This window comes from Streptomyces sp. NBC_00094 (assembly GCF_026343125.1).
Lineage (GTDB): Bacteria > Actinomycetota > Actinomycetes > Streptomycetales > Streptomycetaceae > Streptomyces.
In genome coordinates, this window is sequence record NZ_JAPEMB010000001.1 from 3985576 (window position 1) to 4001957 (window position 16382).

The window sequence follows — 16382 nt, forward strand, 5'->3', positions numbered from 1 at the left end:
GTCGTGCCGTGTCCAGTCGTCACGCTACAGGCTCCGTACGACATCACGGTCCGCTATGGACAGGCCACCCAACCCCGGCCCCGTACGCCTGTGCAAACTCGACGGGATTCCCCGGACACTTCGGGAACGCTTCGAAGACGCGTCCTGTGCAGAGGGTCACGGAACGGGCACGCGGCTTGACGTGTCGGTGCCCTGGGGCAAACTTGGCCAGGAAATTCCGGAATTCGACGCCGCCACGCGCGCGTAGGGGGAAGCACAGATGAGCCAGGACGGCGCACAGGGCCGCTATGCGGGCGGTTCGGTAGCGGGCGGCCGGTACCAGCTGCGCGACCTCCTCGGCGAGGGTGGCATGGCGTCGGTGTACCTGGCCTACGACAGCGCGCTCGACCGCCAGGTCGCGATCAAGACGCTGCACACGGAACTCGGCCGCGAGCAGTCGTTCCGCGAGCGGTTCCGGCGCGAGGCGCAGGCCGTCGCGAAGCTTTCGCACACGAACATCGTCTCGGTCTTCGACACCGGCGAGGACACCCTCGACGGCGCCGTCATGCCGTACATCGTCATGGAGTACGTGGAGGGGCTGCCGCTCGGCTCGGTCCTCGCCGCCGACGTCCAGCAGTACGGAGCGATGCCCGCCGACAAGGCGCTCAAGGTCACGGCCGACGTGCTGGCCGCCCTGGAGGTCAGCCACGAGATGGGCCTGGTCCACCGGGACATCAAGCCGGGCAACGTGATGACGACCAAGCGCGGCGTGGTCAAGGTCATGGACTTCGGCATCGCGCGGGCCATGCAGTCCGGCGTCACGTCGATGACGCAGACCGGCATGGTCGTCGGCACCCCCCAGTACCTCTCCCCCGAGCAGGCCCTCGGGCGCGCGGTCGACGCCCGCTCCGACCTTTATTCGGTCGGCATCATGCTCTTCCAGCTGCTGACGGGCCGCCTCCCGTTCGACGCCGACTCCCCGCTGGCCATCGCCTACGCGCACGTACAGGAGGAGCCGGTCGCCCCGTCCTCCGTCAACCGCGCGGTGACGCCGGCGATGGACGCGCTCGTCGCCCGGGCCCTGCGGAAGAACCCGAACGAGCGGTTCCCGAGCGCCGCGGCCATGCGCGACGAGTGCCTGCGGGTGCTCTCCGCCGGTCAGACCGGTGCCCCGATGATCGTCCAGGGCGGTCCCGTCAGCAGCGGCTCGGGCGTCGGCTCGGCGGTCTTCCCGCCGATCGGACAGACCCCGCCGCCGGCCCCGCAGCCCGGCCCGCACGGCGTGCAGCAGCCGTACCTGCCGCCGACGCCCCAGCCCGGACCGTACGGCCCGGCGACGCCCGCGCCCGGCCCTTCGTACGGGTACCCGCAGCAGGCCCCGACGCCCGCGCCGGTCTACCAGACCGCCCCGACCCCCTCGCCGTACGCCACGGGCCCGATGCACACGTCGACCCCGGCGCCCGCTCCCCTGCCGACGGGCGGCGGCTCCCGCCGGAACATGCCCGTCCTCGTGGGCGCCGTCCTCGTCGCCCTGCTCGCGATCGGCGGCCTGGTCGTGGTCCTCACCCAGAAGGACGACCCCGGCAAGGAGGCGGGCGGCACGGGCGGCAGCACCGGCGGCACGGATCAGACCCAGACGGTGACCCCCGGCCACAAGGGTCCCGACCTGACCAAGACCATCGACGTGAAGAAGTGCACGCAGCCTTCCGAGTCGAGCGACGACCCCGCCAAGTTCGAGGTCCCCAACTTCAGCTACAAGAACATCCAGTCGGTGAAGGACTGCATCCAGGCGGCCGGGTGGAAGATCACGACCCAGACCCCGGTGGACGAGGCGACCTACGGCGAGGGCACGATCCTTGAGCAGTACCCGCCCGCCGGCGAGGACATCACCGCCGAGGACGCCGAGTTCACCTTCAAGGTCTCGACGGGCAACCCGCCTCTGTAATACGGACGGCCGGTGGGCACGATCGGCCCCTTCCCCCCGCCTACTCCCGTCGACCCCGCCCCGGATGCCGGAATTGCCCCGACATGTGACGCTGAGTCGACACCTCGGCGGCTCGGCATGGGAGGGGGTCACCCGGTGACTCCAGCACTCCGCAGGGCACGGGCGCGGGCCCTCGGCCCCGCGCTCGCCTGCACATTCGCCTGCGCGGTCGCCCTCGGTGCCGCGCCACTCGCCTCCGGGGCGGAGGCACTCGGCGGTACGCGGGCGGAGGCAGCACTCGGCGGTACGCGGGCGGAGGCGCCCGGCGGTACGCGGGCGGTGGCACCCGGCGGTACGCGGGCGGTGGCACCCACCACGCCCCCCGCGCCGCCCTCGACCCCGACGTCCGGGGTCTCCACGCCGCCGCCCGTCACGGATCCGGCGCCGTCCTCCGCGACGCCCGAGCTCCCCTCCTCCTCCGTCTCCTCCTCCTCGTCCGGCCCCGGGACCGGCTCCGCCTCGCCCGGTCGCACCGGGGGCCCCGGCACCCCCGTCCCGCCCGCGCCCGCGCCGACCGGCACCGCGCCGTCCTCCCCTGCCACGCCGAGCGCCGAGCCCACCGACGCCCCCGCCCCCAGCGACTCCGCCTCCCTCGCGGGCCGACCGGCCGGGGAGGGGCGGCCGCGGCCCGGGCGCTCCGAGACGCCCACCGCGTCGCCGACCACCGCCACGCCGTCGCCCGGCCCCTCCCGTACCAACTCGGCAACAGACTCCCGGTCGTACGAGGCCGCCGAGGAGGAGGCCGAGGCGGTACGCGAGGAGGACGCGGTCCTGACCGAGGTGGCGCCCGCGACCCGGCCCGCCGCCGCGCCGCAGCTGGCGACCGATGCCACGCCCACCTTCGCCGACCAGCGGATTCCCGTGCTCACCCTGGGCGTGGGGCTGGCCCTGATGGGCCTCGGAATCGGGTTCCTCGGGCTCCGTATGCGCCGCCGCTGAGCCGTACGGGCCGGCAGGGGTCCCCCTTGAGTCGGACCTTCCCCTTCCGTCTCAGGACGGTTGTCCGCCGCGGCATACTCGGTATACATACTGAGTATGTCGATCCGCCACGGGCTTCTCGCCCTCCTCGAACGCGGCCCTCGGTACGGCTCCCAGCTCCGTACGGAGTTCGAGTCCCGCACCGGTTCCACCTGGCCGCTCAACGTCGGCCAGGTCTACACGACCCTGAGCCGGCTGGAGCGCGACGGCATGGTCGCGCAAGGGGGACAGGACGAGGCCGGGCACGCGCTCTACACGATCACCGACGCGGGCCTCGCCGAGCTCAGGACCTGGTTCGAGAAGCCGGTGGACCGCACCAGCCCCGCCCGTGACGAGCTGGCCATCAAGCTCGCCATGGCGGTGGGCGCGCCCTGCGTCGACATCCGCGACGTCATCCAGTCCCAGCGCCGCCACACCGTGAAGGCCATGCAGGACTACACCCGGCTCAAGGCCCAGGCGCTCGTCGCCGTCGAGCGCGGGGGAGCGCGGGAGCGGGACGACGTGGCCTGGCTGCTCGTCCTGGAGCAGCTGATCTTCCAGACCGAGGCCGAGGCCCGCTGGCTGGACCACTGCGAGGCCCGGCTGATCCGTCTGTCGTCGACGACGACGGCGGCTTCCGCATCCGCACCTGCGACGACGCCGTCCCCGGCCCGGGCCCCGGTCGACCCGCACACGACCACCCCGGCGCCGGCCGCGGGCGGGGCGCCCTGACCGGCTTCACCTCGCCCCACCCGCACCACTGCCGCACAGGCCCGCACCGCTGCCGCACAGGCCCGCACCGCTGCCGCACAGCCATATCGCTGTCGCACCACCTTCCACCGCTCGCTCCGTACCGGCCGACCGCCGCGTACGTCCAAGGGGGACCCCTCCATGTCCACACAGCAGCCCGTGCTGCAACTCCAGAACCTGGCCCGCGTCCACGGCTCGGGTGCCACCGAGGTGCACGCCCTGCGCGGCATCGACCTCGCCGTGTACCCCGGTGAACTCGTCGCCGTCATGGGCCCATCAGGCTCCGGGAAGTCCACGCTCCTCACCATCGCGGGCGGCCTGGACATCCCGACCTCCGGCCGGGTGATCGTCGAGGACACCGACATCACCACGGCGAGCGCCAAGGAGCTCGCGGCCCTGCGCCGCCGCAGCATCGGGTACGTCTTCCAGGACTACAACCTCATCCCGGCGCTCACCGCCGCCGAGAACGTCGCCCTGCCCCGCGAGCTCGACGGCACCTCCGCCCGCAAGGCGCGCGTCGAGGCCCTCGCCGCCCTGGAGGAGATGGGGCTCGGGCACCTCGCCGACCGCTTCCCCGACGAGATGTCCGGCGGCCAGCAGCAGCGCGTGGCCATCGCCCGCGCCCTCGTCGGCGACCGCCGTCTCGTCCTCGCCGACGAGCCGACCGGCGCCCTGGACTCCGAGACCGGCGAGTCCGTGCTCGCCCTGCTCCGCTCCCGCTGCGACGCGGGCGCCGCCGGCGTCCTGGTCACCCACGAGCCACGGTTCGCCGCCTGGGCCGACCGGGTCGTGTTCCTGCGGGACGGCGCGATCGTCGACCAGACCGTGCGCAGCGAGGCCGACTCCCTCCTCTCGGGCCAGGTGGCGGAGGCGTGAAGACCTGGTTCCACAGCTGGCGGGCCGCGATCCGCATCGCCCGCCGCGACGCCTGGCGCTCCAAGGGCCGCAGCTCCCTCGTCCTCGCGATGATCGCCCTGCCGATCCTCGGCGTCAGCGCCCTGGATCTGACCTACCGCAGTTCCGAACTGTCCCCCGCCGAGCAGGTGGAGAGGACGATGGGTGCGGCCGACGCGATCTTCCGGGACGCCGATTACGAGGGCGTCCCGATCCTCCAGAACCCGGTCGGCGATATCCACAGGCCGGCCAAGGACTACGAGCAGCAGCCGTGGCCGAGCGGCCCCACCGACGTCACCAAGACCTTCCCGGCGGGCTCCACGGTCCTCACGGACCGTACCGGGGCGGCCAAGCTGACCACCGCCCACGGTCTCCTCACGGCCGATGTCCGTGAGCTGAAGTCCGCCGACCCGATGACCCGCGGCATCATGACGCTCCTGTCGGGGCGTTTCCCGGAGAAGAGCGACGAGGTCATGGCGACCTCGCACTTCCTGGAGGTCAGCGGCCTGTCGGTCGGCTCGACCCTTTCCGCCCGCAACTTCGACCGTACGTATCGGATCGTCGGCTCCTACGAACTTCCCGACGCGCTCGGCGCCGACCAGGTCAACGCGGTGCCGGGGGCCTTCCTCACCCCGTACGCGAAGGCAGTCGAGAAGGCCGGTCTGGCCAGGCCCGGCACCACCGTCAGCTACCTGGTGCGAAGCTCCGGTGGTTTCACGTGGAACACGGTCCAGCAGATCAACACCAAGGGTGTGGCCGTCACCTCGCGTGCCGTCGCCCTCGACCCGCCCGCCGATTCCGAGGTGCCGCTGTACTCGAAGAGCGACTGGGGCAACTACGAGTCCAGCACGGCGGCCGACGCCGGCGCCCTCGTCGCCGTCGCGACCGTCGTCGGTCTCGCGATGCTGGAGATCTGTCTCCTCGCCGGGCCCGCCTTCGCGGTGGGCGCCCGCCGCTCGCGCCGCCAGCTCGGTCTGGTCGGGGCCAACGGCGGTGCCCGCAGCCACATCCGGGCCATCGTGCTGAGCGGCGGTCTGGTCATCGGTGTCGCGGCGGCCGTCATCGGCACCGTCCTCGCCGTGATCCTCACGCTGGTGCTGCAGCCGGTCCTCGAAGACACCATGAACCAGCGCTTCGGCGCCTTCGACGTCCGTCCCCTCGAACTGCTCGGCATCGCGCTGCTCGCCGTCCTGACCGGTCTGCTCGCCGCCATCGTCCCGGCGATCACCGCCTCCCGGCAGACCGTCCTCGCCTCGCTCACGGGCCGGCGCGGCATCCGTCGCAGCAGCCGGGTCCTGCCCCTGGTCGGTCTCGCGGCCGTCCTCGTGGGTGCCGCCATCGCGCTCTTCGGCTCCCTCGTCAGCGAGCAGTTCATCGTCGTGGCGGGCGGCTCCGCCATCGCCGAGCTCGGTGTCGTCGCCATGACCCCGGCCCTGGTGGGGCTCTTCGGGCGCACCGGACGCTGGCTGCCGCTCTCGCCGCGGCTCGCGCTGCGGGACGCCGTCCGGAACCGGGGGCGTACGGCACCCGCCGTCGCCGCCGTCCTCGCCGCCGTCGCGGGCACGGTCACCGTCTCCACCTTCATGGCCAGCAGCGAGGCGCAGAGCAGGGCCGGCTACGAGGCCCGTCTGCCGTACGGAGCGGTCTCCGCCTTCGCCCTGGAGGAGGGCGGCCGGGACGTCCCCGCGGTCCGGGAGGCGATCCAGCGCCACCTCCCCGTCGATGTCCGCGCCGACGTCGAGCGGGTCTCGGTCGGCAAGCCGGGCTGTCCCACCTGGGGCGGCGGCCCCGGCTGCGGCCGCTACGAGGTCGTGCTTCCCCTGGCGAACGAGTGCCCGCTGTACGCCACCGGCCTTCCCGGCGCCGGCGACCCCAGCGAGAAGTACACCCCCGACCAGCGACGGAAGATGATCACCGAGGACTGGCGGTGCGACTCGTCGTCCGGAGGCGGCTGGATCTCCGTCGAGGGCGGTCTGCTCGTCGGTGACGAGAAGGTCCTGCAGGTCCTCGGTGTCGACGACCCGGGTGCCGCGAAGGCCCTCGCCGAGGGCAGGATCGTCACCTTCTCCCGGGCCCAGATCGACAAGAACGGCACCATCGGGATCAAGCAGATCACCGACATCGCCGCCGCCGACAAGGCCTCCGAGAAGGGCCTGCCCGCGCCCGGGAAGGTCAGCTCCGTCCCCGCGTACCTGGTGCCCAAGGACCAGGAGTCCTACGGCGTCATCGCGCTGATGACCCCGGCCACCGCGAAGGCCGCCGGACTCTCCACCCTGCCGGCGGGTGCGTACTTCAGCACCGAGCGGTTGCCGGACAGCGAGCAGCGCCAGAAGCTCGAGGGCGAGCTCGCCAAGCTCGGCGGCAACGTCGAACTCCACGTGGAGGAAGGCTTCGTCAATGACAACAGCCTCTTCCTGATCGCGCTGGCCGTCTTCGCCGGCCTCGTCACCGTCGGCGCCGCGGGCATCGCCACCGGCCTCGCCCAGGCCGACGCCGAGGCCGACCTGAAGACGCTCGCCGCCGTGGGCGCCCCGCCCCGGGTCCGCCGCACACTCAGCGGCTTCCAGTGCGGAGTCATCGCGGCGATGGGGGTGATCCTCGGTTCGGCGGCCGGCGTGCTGCCCGCGATAGGCCTCCGGCTCACCGAGGAGCGCGAGGCGATCCGCTACTACGAGCAGGCGATCCGTCAGGGCTGGGACAACGGCATGTCGGGCCCCCCGTACGTGCCGATCGTCATCCCCTGGGAGACGCTGGCCGGCCTGCTCATCGCCGTACCGCTCGGCGCCGCCCTGCTCGCCGCCCTGGTGACCCGCTCGCGCGGCGCGCTCGCCCGGCGCGAGGCGACCTGACAGATCCGGCCCCGCCGGTTCGTTGCCTTCCTGTGCCCCTGTACGAGGGTGGATCACCCTCGTACAGGGGCACACCGTCTGGTGAGGCATGTGTGCGAGAGAATGGCGGCATGGAGATGCCGAGGAATGACAGGTCGCAGGAGAGCCCCCAGGTCCTCATCGTGGGACAGGACGGAACGGCGCTCGGCGGCACTCAGGGTGACGACGAATCCCGCGAGGTCCCGGTGACGGAAATGGTCGAGCAGCCTGCGAAGGTCATGCGGATCGGCAGCATGATCAAGCAGCTCCTGGAGGAAGTACGGGCGGCCCCTCTCGACGAGGCCAGCCGCGTCAGGCTCAAGAACATCCACGCCAGCTCGGTGAAGGAGCTGGAGGACGGGCTCGCGCCCGAGCTGGTCGAGGAACTGGAGCGGCTCTCCCTGCCGTTCACGGACGAGGCGATCCCCTCCGAGGCGGAACTGCGGATCGCGCAGGCCCAGTTGGTGGGATGGCTGGAGGGCCTCTTCCACGGCATCCAGACGGCGCTGTTCGCCCAGCAGATGGCGGCCCGCGCCCAGTTGGAGCAGATGCGCCGGGCGCTGCCGCCGGGCGCCTCGCACGACGATGACGACGACGACCGTGGCCACGGCCACGCGATCCGCTCGGGCCCGTACCTGTAGGTCCATGAGGTCGTACGGAGGAGGGGCCCGGCACACGAGACGTGCCGGGCCCCTCCTCCGTTCCGCGGTAGGTACGCGGTCACCGAGACGTACGCCGGTCATCGGGTACGCACGCGGTCACCGAGACGTACACCAGTCATCGGGTACGCACGCGGTCACCGGTACGTACGCGGGTCAGCCCCGGGGCGCGAGCAGCAGCACCTTGCCGACGTGGCTGCCGGACTCCAGCACCCGGTGCGCCTCGGCGGCCTCCGGCATCGGCACCGTACGGTCGACGACCGGCCGGACCGTGCCCGCGCCGATCAGCGGCCAGACGTGCTCCCGGACGGCGGCGACGATCGTCGCCTTCTCCTGCGGCGGGCGGGCACGCAGGGTGGTCGCCATGACCGCCGCACGCTTGGCGAGCAGCGCGCCGAGGTTCAACTCGCCCTTCACACCGCCCTGGAGGCCGATGATGACGAGCCGGCCGCTCACGGCCAGCGCCTGCACGTTCCGCTCCAGGTACTTGGCGCCGACGATGTCCAGGATGACGTCCGCACCCGCCCCGTCCGTCGCCTTGTGCACCTCCTCGACGAAGTCCTGCTCGCGGTAGTCGATGAGGACGTCCGCGCCCAGTTCGGCGCAGCGGGCCAGCTTCCCGGGGCTCCCGGCCGTGACCACGACCCGCGCCCCGACCGCCTTCGCCAGCTGGATCGCCATCGTGCCGATCCCGCTCGCCCCGCCGTGAATGAGCAGCGTCTCGCCGGGGCGCAGGTGGGCGAGCATGAAGATGTTGGACCAGACCGTGCACGCGACCTCGGGGAGCGCGGCGGCCGTGGCCAGGTCGACGCCCTCCGGCACCGGCAGGAGCTGGCCGACCGGGACGACGACCTTCTCGGCGTAACCGCCGCCGACGAGCAGCGCGCACACCTCGTCGCCGACGGACCAGCCGGAGACACCCGGCCCGAGCGCGGTGATCCGCCCGGAACACTCCAGGCCGGGGTACGGGGAGCTGCCCGGCGGCGGGTTGTAGAAGCCCTGGCGCTGGAGCAGGTCGGCGCGGTTGACGGCGCTCGCCACCACCTCGACGAGGACCTCGCCCTCGCCGGGTACGGGGTCCGGCACCTCGGCCCAGACAAGGGCCTCGGGACCGCCGGGTTCCGGAATCGTGATCGCATACATGGCGGCGAGGCTACTCCGGGCGCCCCGCGCCCGACGCGGTCCAATCGGCGCGGCGTGGCCCCTGCGCGGGGCGGCCTTCCCCGACCGTTCCGGATCAGTCCTGCGGCGGCGTGCTGAGCGGGGTCACCGGCGCCGCGCGCACGATGGTGATCACCCGGTCGGTGAGCTGGAGCGGGCTGGCGGACGGGTCGTCGTATCCGAGCAGCCGATGGCCGCGGAGCACGCTCACCACCAGGTCCCCGGTCTCCCGGACACTCTTGCCCACCTCGCTCTTGGTCACCGGACGCTCGACGAGGTCGAGGCCGGAGCCCTGCTGGATCAGGTCCTCCATGACCGTGCCGGCGCTGGGGCTCAGCACGGAGAGGCCGAGCAGCCGGCCGGCGGCGCTGGCACTGGTGATGACCGCGTCCGCGCCCGACTGACGCAGCAGCGGCGCGTTCTCCTCCTCGCGGACCGCGGCGACGATCTTCGCGCCCCGGTTGAGCTGGCGGGCCGTCAGGGTGACCAGGACGGCCGTGTCGTCGCGCTGGGTGGCGATGACGATCTGACGGGCCCGCTGCACCTCGGCACGGAGCAGGACGTCGCTGCGCGTCGCGTCGCCGACGACACCGACGAAGCCATCCGCGTTCGCCGTCTCGATCACCTTGCCGGACGGGTCGACGATGACGATCTGGTCCTTGCGGAGACCGGTCGCGCAGAGCGTCTGGATCGCGGACCGCCCCTTGGTGCCGAAGCCGACGATGACGGTGTGGTCGCGCAAGGTGGACCTCCAGCGATTCAGCCGGAACTCCTCCCGGGTCCTCTCCGTGAGGACCTCGAGAGTGGTGCCGACCAGGATGATCAGAAACAGCACGCGCAGGGGCGTGACCAGCAGAATGTTGGCGAGCCGCGCCGTGTCGCTGTACGGGACGATGTCGCCGTATCCGGTGGTGGAGAGCGTCACGGTCGCGTAGTAGACGCAGTCGAGGAAGTCGAGCGTCTCGTTGGCGTTGTCGTGGTAACCCTCGCGGTCGACGTAGACGATGATCACCGTCAGCATCAGCACGCCGAGCGCCATGAGCAGCCGCTTCCCGACCTGGCGCAGCGGCTGCTCGACGACGCGGCGGGGCAGCCGGATCTGGGGGCCCGCGATGCGTTCGTCCGCATGGCGGGCCATCACGTCACGGCTGGGTAGTTTCACGTGAAACACACTCCTTGGGCCGGGGCGGTCCCCACCGCCGTCGGCCAGGGAAGATCGAGGATTTCCAGCTCTTGGCCCGGACGGGCACCGCCGGGCGGAACGACGGCCAGGCCGTCGGCCGCGGCGATGCCCCGGAGCATGGCCGGTCCGTTGTAGTGCAGCGGGACGGCCCGGCCGGCGCGTCGGACGACCGGGACGAGCCGTGTGTCGTGCGGATGCCCCTGGACCTCGTCCTGGACGGGTACGCCGGGCACGTGGTGGGGCTCCCGTACGCCTCCCGCGAGGGCGGTGAGCAGCGGCTCGGCGAGCGTGAGGAGCCCGGAGACCGCGGCGAGCGGGTTGCCGGGGAGTCCGACGAGGTGGCGGGGGCCCGTGCCCGCGAGACGGGCGAGGAGCATCGGGTGGCCGGGCCGGACCTTCACCCCGTCGACGAGGAGGGTGGCGCCCGCCGCGTCGAGCACGCGGTGCACATGGTCGACGGGCCCGGCGGCGGTCCCGCCGGTGGTGATCACCAGGTCGGCGACGGAGCCGGTGACGGCCTCGTACAGCTCCTCGGCGTCGTCGCCGATCCGGCGGGTGGCGAGGACCTCGGTACCGAGCGCGTCCAGCCAGGGTCCGAGCATCGGGCCGAGGGCGTCACGGATGAGCCCCTCGCGGGGGAGGCCCGCCGTGAGCAGCTCGTCGCCGAGGACGAGGATCTCCACCCGGGGGCGGGGCAGGACGGCGAGCGCGTCGTAGCCGGCGGCCGCGGCGAGGCCGAGGACGGCGGGCGTCACGAGGGAACCGGCGGGGAGCAGCGGGTCCCCGGCACGGCACTCCTGGCCTCGGGGGCGGATGTCCTGCCGGGACCGCACCTCACGCAGGGCGTACAGCAGCGAGCCGGACGTCCCTGCACCGCGCTCGGCGGCGGACTGCTCGGTGCGGGAGTGTTCGGTACGGATGACGGCGGCGGTCCCGGAGGGCACGCGGGCGCCGGTGGCGATGCGTACGGCCTCGCCGTCGGCCAGCTCGGCGGCGGAGGCGTGACCCGCGAGGACGGCGTCCTCCTCACGGATCGTCCAGGGGCCCGTGCCCGCGACGGCCCAGCCGTCCATGGCAGAGGTGTCGAAGGAGGGCAGGTCGGTGAGGGCCAGGAGCGGCCCGGCGAGAACCCGGCCGAGGGCCGCACCGAGCGGGACGGCCTGTGGCTCCCACCCGGCGGCTTCTCCGGCTCGGGCGGCCCGGGCCTCGGCACCTGCCCGGGCGGCGACGGCCCGCGCCTCGGGCCAGGCGGTGGCGCGGTGCGGCTGCTCGGCCGGCTGGGAGCGGGGTGCGGTCTCGGGTGTCACGAGGGCGGACTCCTTGAGGGTCATCCCGCCTCGTCCTGCTCGGCGGCCCACCGCTTGGCGAGCTCCGCCGCCTTGCGGGCCGCCTCGGCGACCGCCTCCGGACCGCCGTCGGCGCCCGCGCTTGCCGCCGCGTAGCCGACCAGGAAGGTGGTCAGGGGCGCGGCGGGGCGGGCTACTCCGTGGGCGGCGTCGCGGGCCAGGTCGAGGAGTACGCCGGTGTCGACGTCCAGCTCGATGCCCAGTTCGTCCTTGACTGCGGTGATCCATTCGTCCAGCACGGTCCCATGCTCCCTGATGCGGGCCCGGGCCGCGGCGATGTCCTCCCAGGTGTCGCAGTCGAAGGAGGCGAGGGGCCCCGCGGTGACCCGGGTGAGGCGGAGCCCGTCCGAGAGGTACCGCAACGGCATGTGGGCCAGACCGCGGTGGTCGTGCGTGAGCCGGGTCAGTTCGCGTACGAGCGGCCCGGTCCGGTACGCGGCGACGAGCGGCTGGTCCCGGCCGTCGGCGTCGGTGAGGAGAGCCGCCTCCGCTTCGGGTGCGTCGACGAGCGCCGTGAGGAGGCGCCGGACGGTGTCCCGGTCGAGGAAGGGCAGGTCGGCGGAGAGGACGAGGAGGACCTCGGCCTCCGTCTCGCGTACCCCGGCGGCGACGGCGGGCAGCGGGCCGCCACCGGGCGGCTCCTCCCTGGTCCAGCGGACGGGGCGGACGGTCGGGCGCGGATCCCCGACGACCACGGTCCGGCCGGCGTCGGGGAAGGCCGCGAGCACCCTGTCGAGGAGCGTCCGGCCCCCCACCCGTACTCCGGGCTTGTCCGATCCGCCGAGACGCCTCGCGGCGCCCCCGGCGAGTACGACGGCGTCGTATGCGGTGGTCACCCGAGCAGTATGGGCCGCCGGGTACCGCGGGCGCCCGGCCCGTCCCACCAAGAGAGACGAGCCGGGTCGGCCGGACGGGGTGTCAGACCGTACGGAGCAGGACCGCGGGCTGTTCGACGCAGTCCGCCACGTACCGCAGGAAGCCGCCCGCGGCGCCACCGTCGCAGACGCGGTGGTCGAAGGTGAGCGAGAGCTGCACCACCTGACGCACGGCCAGTTCGCCCTGGTGGACCCAGGGCTTGGGGATGATCCGGCCGACGCCGAGCATCGCGGCCTCGGGGTGGTTGATGATCGGCGTGGAGCCGTCGACCCCGAACACCCCGTAGTTGTTCAGGGTGAACGTGCCGCCCGTCAGATCGGCCGGGGTGAGCGTCCCCTGCCGGGCGGACTCGGTGAGCCGGGCGAACTCGGCCGTCAGCGACTCGGCCGTGCGCGTCCCCGCGTCCCTGACCACCGGGACGACCAGACCGCGCGGGGTCTGGGCGGCGAACCCGATGTGCACGGCGGGCAGCCGGACGATCTCCCGGGCGGCCGTGTCCACCGTGGAGTTGAGCTCGGGGAACCGGGCCAGGGCGTGGGCACAGATCCGGGCGAGGAGCGCGAGCAGCGAGATCTTCGGCCCGCCCGCCGCGTTCATCGCCGTCCGCGCCGCCATCAGCTCGGTCGCGTCGGCGTCGACCCAGCAGGTCGCGTCCGGGATCTCCGTACGACTGCGCGAGAGCTTGTCCGCCACCGCGCCGCGGAGCCCGCGCAGCGGAATCCGCTCGCCGGCCGCCGCGGAGCCCACCGAAACAGCCCCCGTGGCGACCGCGGATGCCGGGGCGACCTGCGCGGCGGCGGCCGGCCGGTCCAGGGCCGCGAGGGCCAGCTCCACATCCGCCCGCAGGATCAGCCCTTCGGGCCCCGATCCACGGACCTCCCGCAGATCGAGCCCCCGGTCCCGGGCCAGCTTCCGTACGAGCGGCGAGATGACCGGCACGGGCCCCTCGGGCGCGGCGGCGGCCGGGGCGACGGGCTCCGGCGCCTTCACGGCAACGGCGGCCGGGGCAGGAGTCGGGGCAGCGGCCGGAGCCTGGGCCACCGCGGGGTTCGCGGGCCGTACCCGGCGGCGCCGGGCGGCGGGTCCCGCCGTGCCGTAGCCGACGAGCACGTTGCCGGAGTACTCCGACGAGACGGCGGACTCGGCGTCCCCGCCGGACGCGGAGGCCCCCGTCGCGACGGGCGCGGAGGTGGCCTCCGTACCGCCCACCGCGACCGTCAGGAGCGGCGCGCCGACGGGCAGTTCGGTGCCCTCCTCCCCGTACCGCGCGGTGACGACACCGCCGTACGGGCAGGGCACCTCGACCATCGCCTTGGCCGTCTCGACCTCGACGACCGGCTGGTCGATGGCGACGACGTCACCGACGGCGACGAGCCAGCGGACGATCTCGGCCTCGGTGAGTCCCTCGCCGAGGTCGGGCAGCTTGAATTCGAGCACCTGGGCCATCAGCTCTGCGCCTCCCACTGCAGCCGCGCCACCGCGTCCAGGACCCGGTCCACACCGGGAAGATGGTGCCGCTCCAGCATCGGCGGCGGGTACGGGATGTCGAAGCCCGCGACCCGCAGCACCGGCGCCTCCAGGTGGTGGAAGCAGCGCTCCATGACCCGTGCGGCTATCTCCGCGCCCGGGCCGGCGAAGCCGGTCGACTCGTGCACCACGACCGCGCGGCCGGTGCGCCGCACGGAGGCGCAGACGGTCTCGTCGTCGAACGGCACGAGCGAGCGCAGGTCGATGACCTCCAGGTCCCAGCCCTCGGCCTGGGCCGCCTCCGCCGCCTCCAGGCAGACCGGAACCGACGGACCGTAGGTGATCAGGGTGGCGCCGGTGCCCCGCCGCCGTACGACCGCCTTGCCGATCGGCTCGACGGGCGCCGGCGCCTCGGGGGACCAGTCGGACTTGGACCAGTAGAGCCGCTTGGGCTCCAGGAAGACCACCGGGTCGTCGGAGGCGATGGCCGCGCGCAGCAGCCCGTAGGCGTCCTCGACGGTGGCCGGGGTGACGACGTGCAGGCCGGGGGTGGCCATGTAGTAGGCCTCGGAGGAGTCGCTGTGGTGCTCGACCCCGCCGATCCCGCCGCCGTACGGCACACGGATGACGATCGGCATCGGCATCGCGCCGCGCGTGCGGTTGCGCATCTTCGCCACGTGGGAGAGCAGCTGCTCGAACGCCGGGTAGGCGAAGGCGTCGAACTGCATCTCGACGACCGGCCGCAGGCCGTACATGGCCATGCCGACGGCCGCACCGAGGATGCCCGCCTCGGCCAGCGGGGTATCGGTGCAGCGGTCCTCGCCGAACTCCTTGGCGAGCCCGTCGGTGACCCGGAAGACACCGCCGAGCGTGCCGACGTCCTCGCCCATCACATGGACGGTGGGGTCCTCGGCCATCGCGTCGCGCATGGCGCGCTGGAGCGCCTGCGCCATCGTCGCGGGCTTCGGCTTCCCGGCGGCGCCGGCCGCCCTGGCCGCCGCCGTCCCGGTCGTCGCGGTCGTCATCACGCCTCACCCTCGGCATCGAGCTCGGCGCGCAGCTGCGCCGCCTGCTCCCGCAGCTGCGCGGTCTGCTCCGCGTACACGTGGGAGAACAGGTCCATCGGATCGAGCACCGGGTCGGCGTTCATCCGTTCGCGCAGCTCCGCCGCCATCGTCTCGGCGGCCTCGGCCGCCGCGCGCCGACCGTCCTCGTCGAGCAGGCCACGCTCCGTCAGCTCCCTTTCGAGGAGCAGGATCGGGTCGTGCGCCCGCCAGGTCTCGACCTCGCCGGCCGCGCGGTAGCGGGTGGCGTCGTCGGCGTTGGTGTGGGCGTCGATCCGGTACGTGATGGCCTCGACGAGGGTGGGGCCGCCGCCGCGCCGCGCGCGGGCCACGGCCTCGGTCAGCACCTGGTGGACGGCGACCGCGTCGTTGCCGTCGACCAGCCGGCCCGGCATCCCGTATCCGACGGCCTTGTGGGCGAGGGAGGGGGCGGCGGTCTGCTTGGCCAGCGGCACGGAGATCGCGAAGCCGTTGTTCTGCACGAAGAAGACCACGGGGGCCTTCCAGACGGCCGCGAAGTTCAGGGCCTCGTGGAAGTCGCCCTCGCTGGTGCCGCCGTCGCCGACCATGGCGAGCGCGACCACGTCGTCGCCCTTGAGGCGGGCGGCGTGGGCGAGGCCCACCGCGTGCGGGAGCTGGGTGGCCAGCGGGGTGCTGAGCGGCGCGATGCGGTGCTCGCGCGGGTCGTACCCGGTGTGCCAGTCGCCGCGCAGCAGCGTCAGGGCCTGTACGGGGTCGAGCCCGCGGGCGACCGCCGCCAGGGTGTCGCGGTACGAGGGGAAGAGCCAGTCCCGCTCCTCGAGGGCGAGGGCGGCGCCGATCTCGCACGCCTCCTGGCCGGTGGTGGACGGGTACACGGCGAGCCGGCCCTGCTTGGTGAGCGCGGTGGCCTGCGTGTTGTACCGGCGGCCGCGGATCAGCTCCGCGTACAGCCGGAGCAGCAGCGCGGGGTCGGCGTCGGCCACGGCCTCGGTGCCGAGCACGCGCAGCGGCTCGGCCTCGGGCAGCAGCGGGGCGGGGTCGGTCCGCGGCTGCCATGCCGGCGGCGGGGTGGGCCGGTGGGCGGGGGCGGCACCGGGCGGCTCTTGGACTGTCGAACTGCGCTGTTGCAACGAGTCCACCTCCTCGTGGGAGCGGGCATAAGACCCGAAGGCGGGTGGCGCGAGTGTGGTGCGCCTCACCTACCGATTGTTCG

Annotated in this window: 13 protein-coding genes; 6 read left to right on the plus strand and 7 right to left on the minus strand. The window is 73.3% G+C overall.

Going from position 1 to position 16382, the window contains the following annotated elements; all coding sequences use genetic code 11:
• Positions 1 to 259: 259 nt before the first annotated feature.
• The 6 genes from OG580_RS17490 (at position 260) to OG580_RS17515 (ending at position 8072) form a co-directional block, all read left to right on the plus strand.
• Entirely contained in the window at positions 260 to 1924 is a 1665-nt protein-coding gene (locus tag OG580_RS17490; RefSeq protein ID WP_267044616.1) for a protein kinase, read from the plus strand.
• 135 nt (positions 1925 to 2059) lie between these two features.
• Positions 2060 to 2902 carry a hypothetical protein gene (locus tag OG580_RS17495; protein ID WP_267044617.1) on the plus strand — a complete coding sequence of 281 codons (843 nt, stop codon included), beginning with the start codon at positions 2060 to 2062 and terminating at the stop codon, positions 2900 to 2902.
• Between the two features lie 96 nt (positions 2903 to 2998).
• On the plus strand, positions 2999 to 3652 hold the full coding sequence (locus OG580_RS17500) for a PadR family transcriptional regulator (RefSeq protein ID WP_267044618.1): 654 nt from the start codon (positions 2999 to 3001) through the stop codon (positions 3650 to 3652).
• A gap of 159 nt (positions 3653 to 3811) precedes the next feature.
• Complete coding sequence (locus OG580_RS17505) at positions 3812 to 4546, plus strand: ABC transporter ATP-binding protein (RefSeq protein ID WP_267044619.1); 735 nt, start codon at positions 3812 to 3814, stop codon at positions 4544 to 4546.
• On the plus strand, positions 4543 to 7413 hold the full coding sequence (locus OG580_RS17510) for an FtsX-like permease family protein (RefSeq protein WP_267044620.1): 2871 nt from the start codon (positions 4543 to 4545) through the stop codon (positions 7411 to 7413). Before OG580_RS17505 ends, OG580_RS17510 begins: the two co-directional genes overlap by 4 nt.
• A gap of 110 nt (positions 7414 to 7523) precedes the next feature.
• A complete protein-coding gene (locus OG580_RS17515; protein ID WP_267044621.1) occupies positions 7524 to 8072 on the plus strand; it encodes a bacterial proteasome activator family protein in 549 nt (182 codons plus the stop codon).
• 174 nt (positions 8073 to 8246) lie between these two features.
• On the opposite strand, the gene OG580_RS17520 is transcribed toward OG580_RS17515, so the two are convergent.
• The 7 genes from OG580_RS17520 to pdhA all read right to left on the minus strand — a co-directional run bounded on the left by OG580_RS17520 (position 8247) and on the right by pdhA (position 16308).
• The gene (locus OG580_RS17520; protein WP_267044622.1) at positions 8247 to 9233 is read right to left on the minus strand and encodes an NAD(P)H-quinone oxidoreductase; all 987 of its coding nucleotides are present in this window, start codon (positions 9231 to 9233) and stop codon (positions 8247 to 8249) included.
• 94 nt (positions 9234 to 9327) lie between these two features.
• On the minus strand, positions 9328 to 10389 hold the full coding sequence (locus OG580_RS17525) for a TrkA family potassium uptake protein (RefSeq protein WP_267048037.1): 1062 nt from the start codon (positions 10387 to 10389) through the stop codon (positions 9328 to 9330).
• A gap of 20 nt (positions 10390 to 10409) precedes the next feature.
• On the minus strand, positions 10410 to 11765 hold the full coding sequence (locus OG580_RS17530; RefSeq protein WP_267044623.1) for a molybdopterin molybdotransferase MoeA: 1356 nt from the start codon (positions 11763 to 11765) through the stop codon (positions 10410 to 10412).
• Positions 11762 to 12616: an NTP transferase domain-containing protein gene (locus tag OG580_RS17535; RefSeq protein WP_267044624.1), complete on the minus strand. Its 855-nt coding sequence runs from the start codon at positions 12614 to 12616 to the stop codon at positions 11762 to 11764. The genes OG580_RS17530 and OG580_RS17535 overlap by 4 nt, the downstream gene beginning before the upstream one ends.
• An 82-nt stretch (positions 12617 to 12698) precedes the next feature.
• Positions 12699 to 14102 (minus strand): dihydrolipoamide acetyltransferase family protein, encoded by a 1404-nt coding sequence (locus OG580_RS17540; protein WP_267044625.1) that lies wholly within the window; start codon positions 14100 to 14102, stop codon positions 12699 to 12701.
• Positions 14102 to 15148 carry an alpha-ketoacid dehydrogenase subunit beta gene (locus OG580_RS17545; RefSeq protein ID WP_267044626.1) on the minus strand — a complete coding sequence of 349 codons (1047 nt, stop codon included), beginning with the start codon at positions 15146 to 15148 and terminating at the stop codon, positions 14102 to 14104. Before OG580_RS17545 ends, OG580_RS17540 begins: the two co-directional genes overlap by 1 nt.
• A complete protein-coding gene (gene pdhA, locus OG580_RS17550) occupies positions 15148 to 16308 on the minus strand; it encodes a pyruvate dehydrogenase (acetyl-transferring) E1 component subunit alpha (RefSeq protein WP_267048038.1) in 1161 nt (386 codons plus the stop codon). Before pdhA ends, OG580_RS17545 begins: the two co-directional genes overlap by 1 nt.
• Positions 16309 to 16382: the final 74 nt, after the last annotated feature.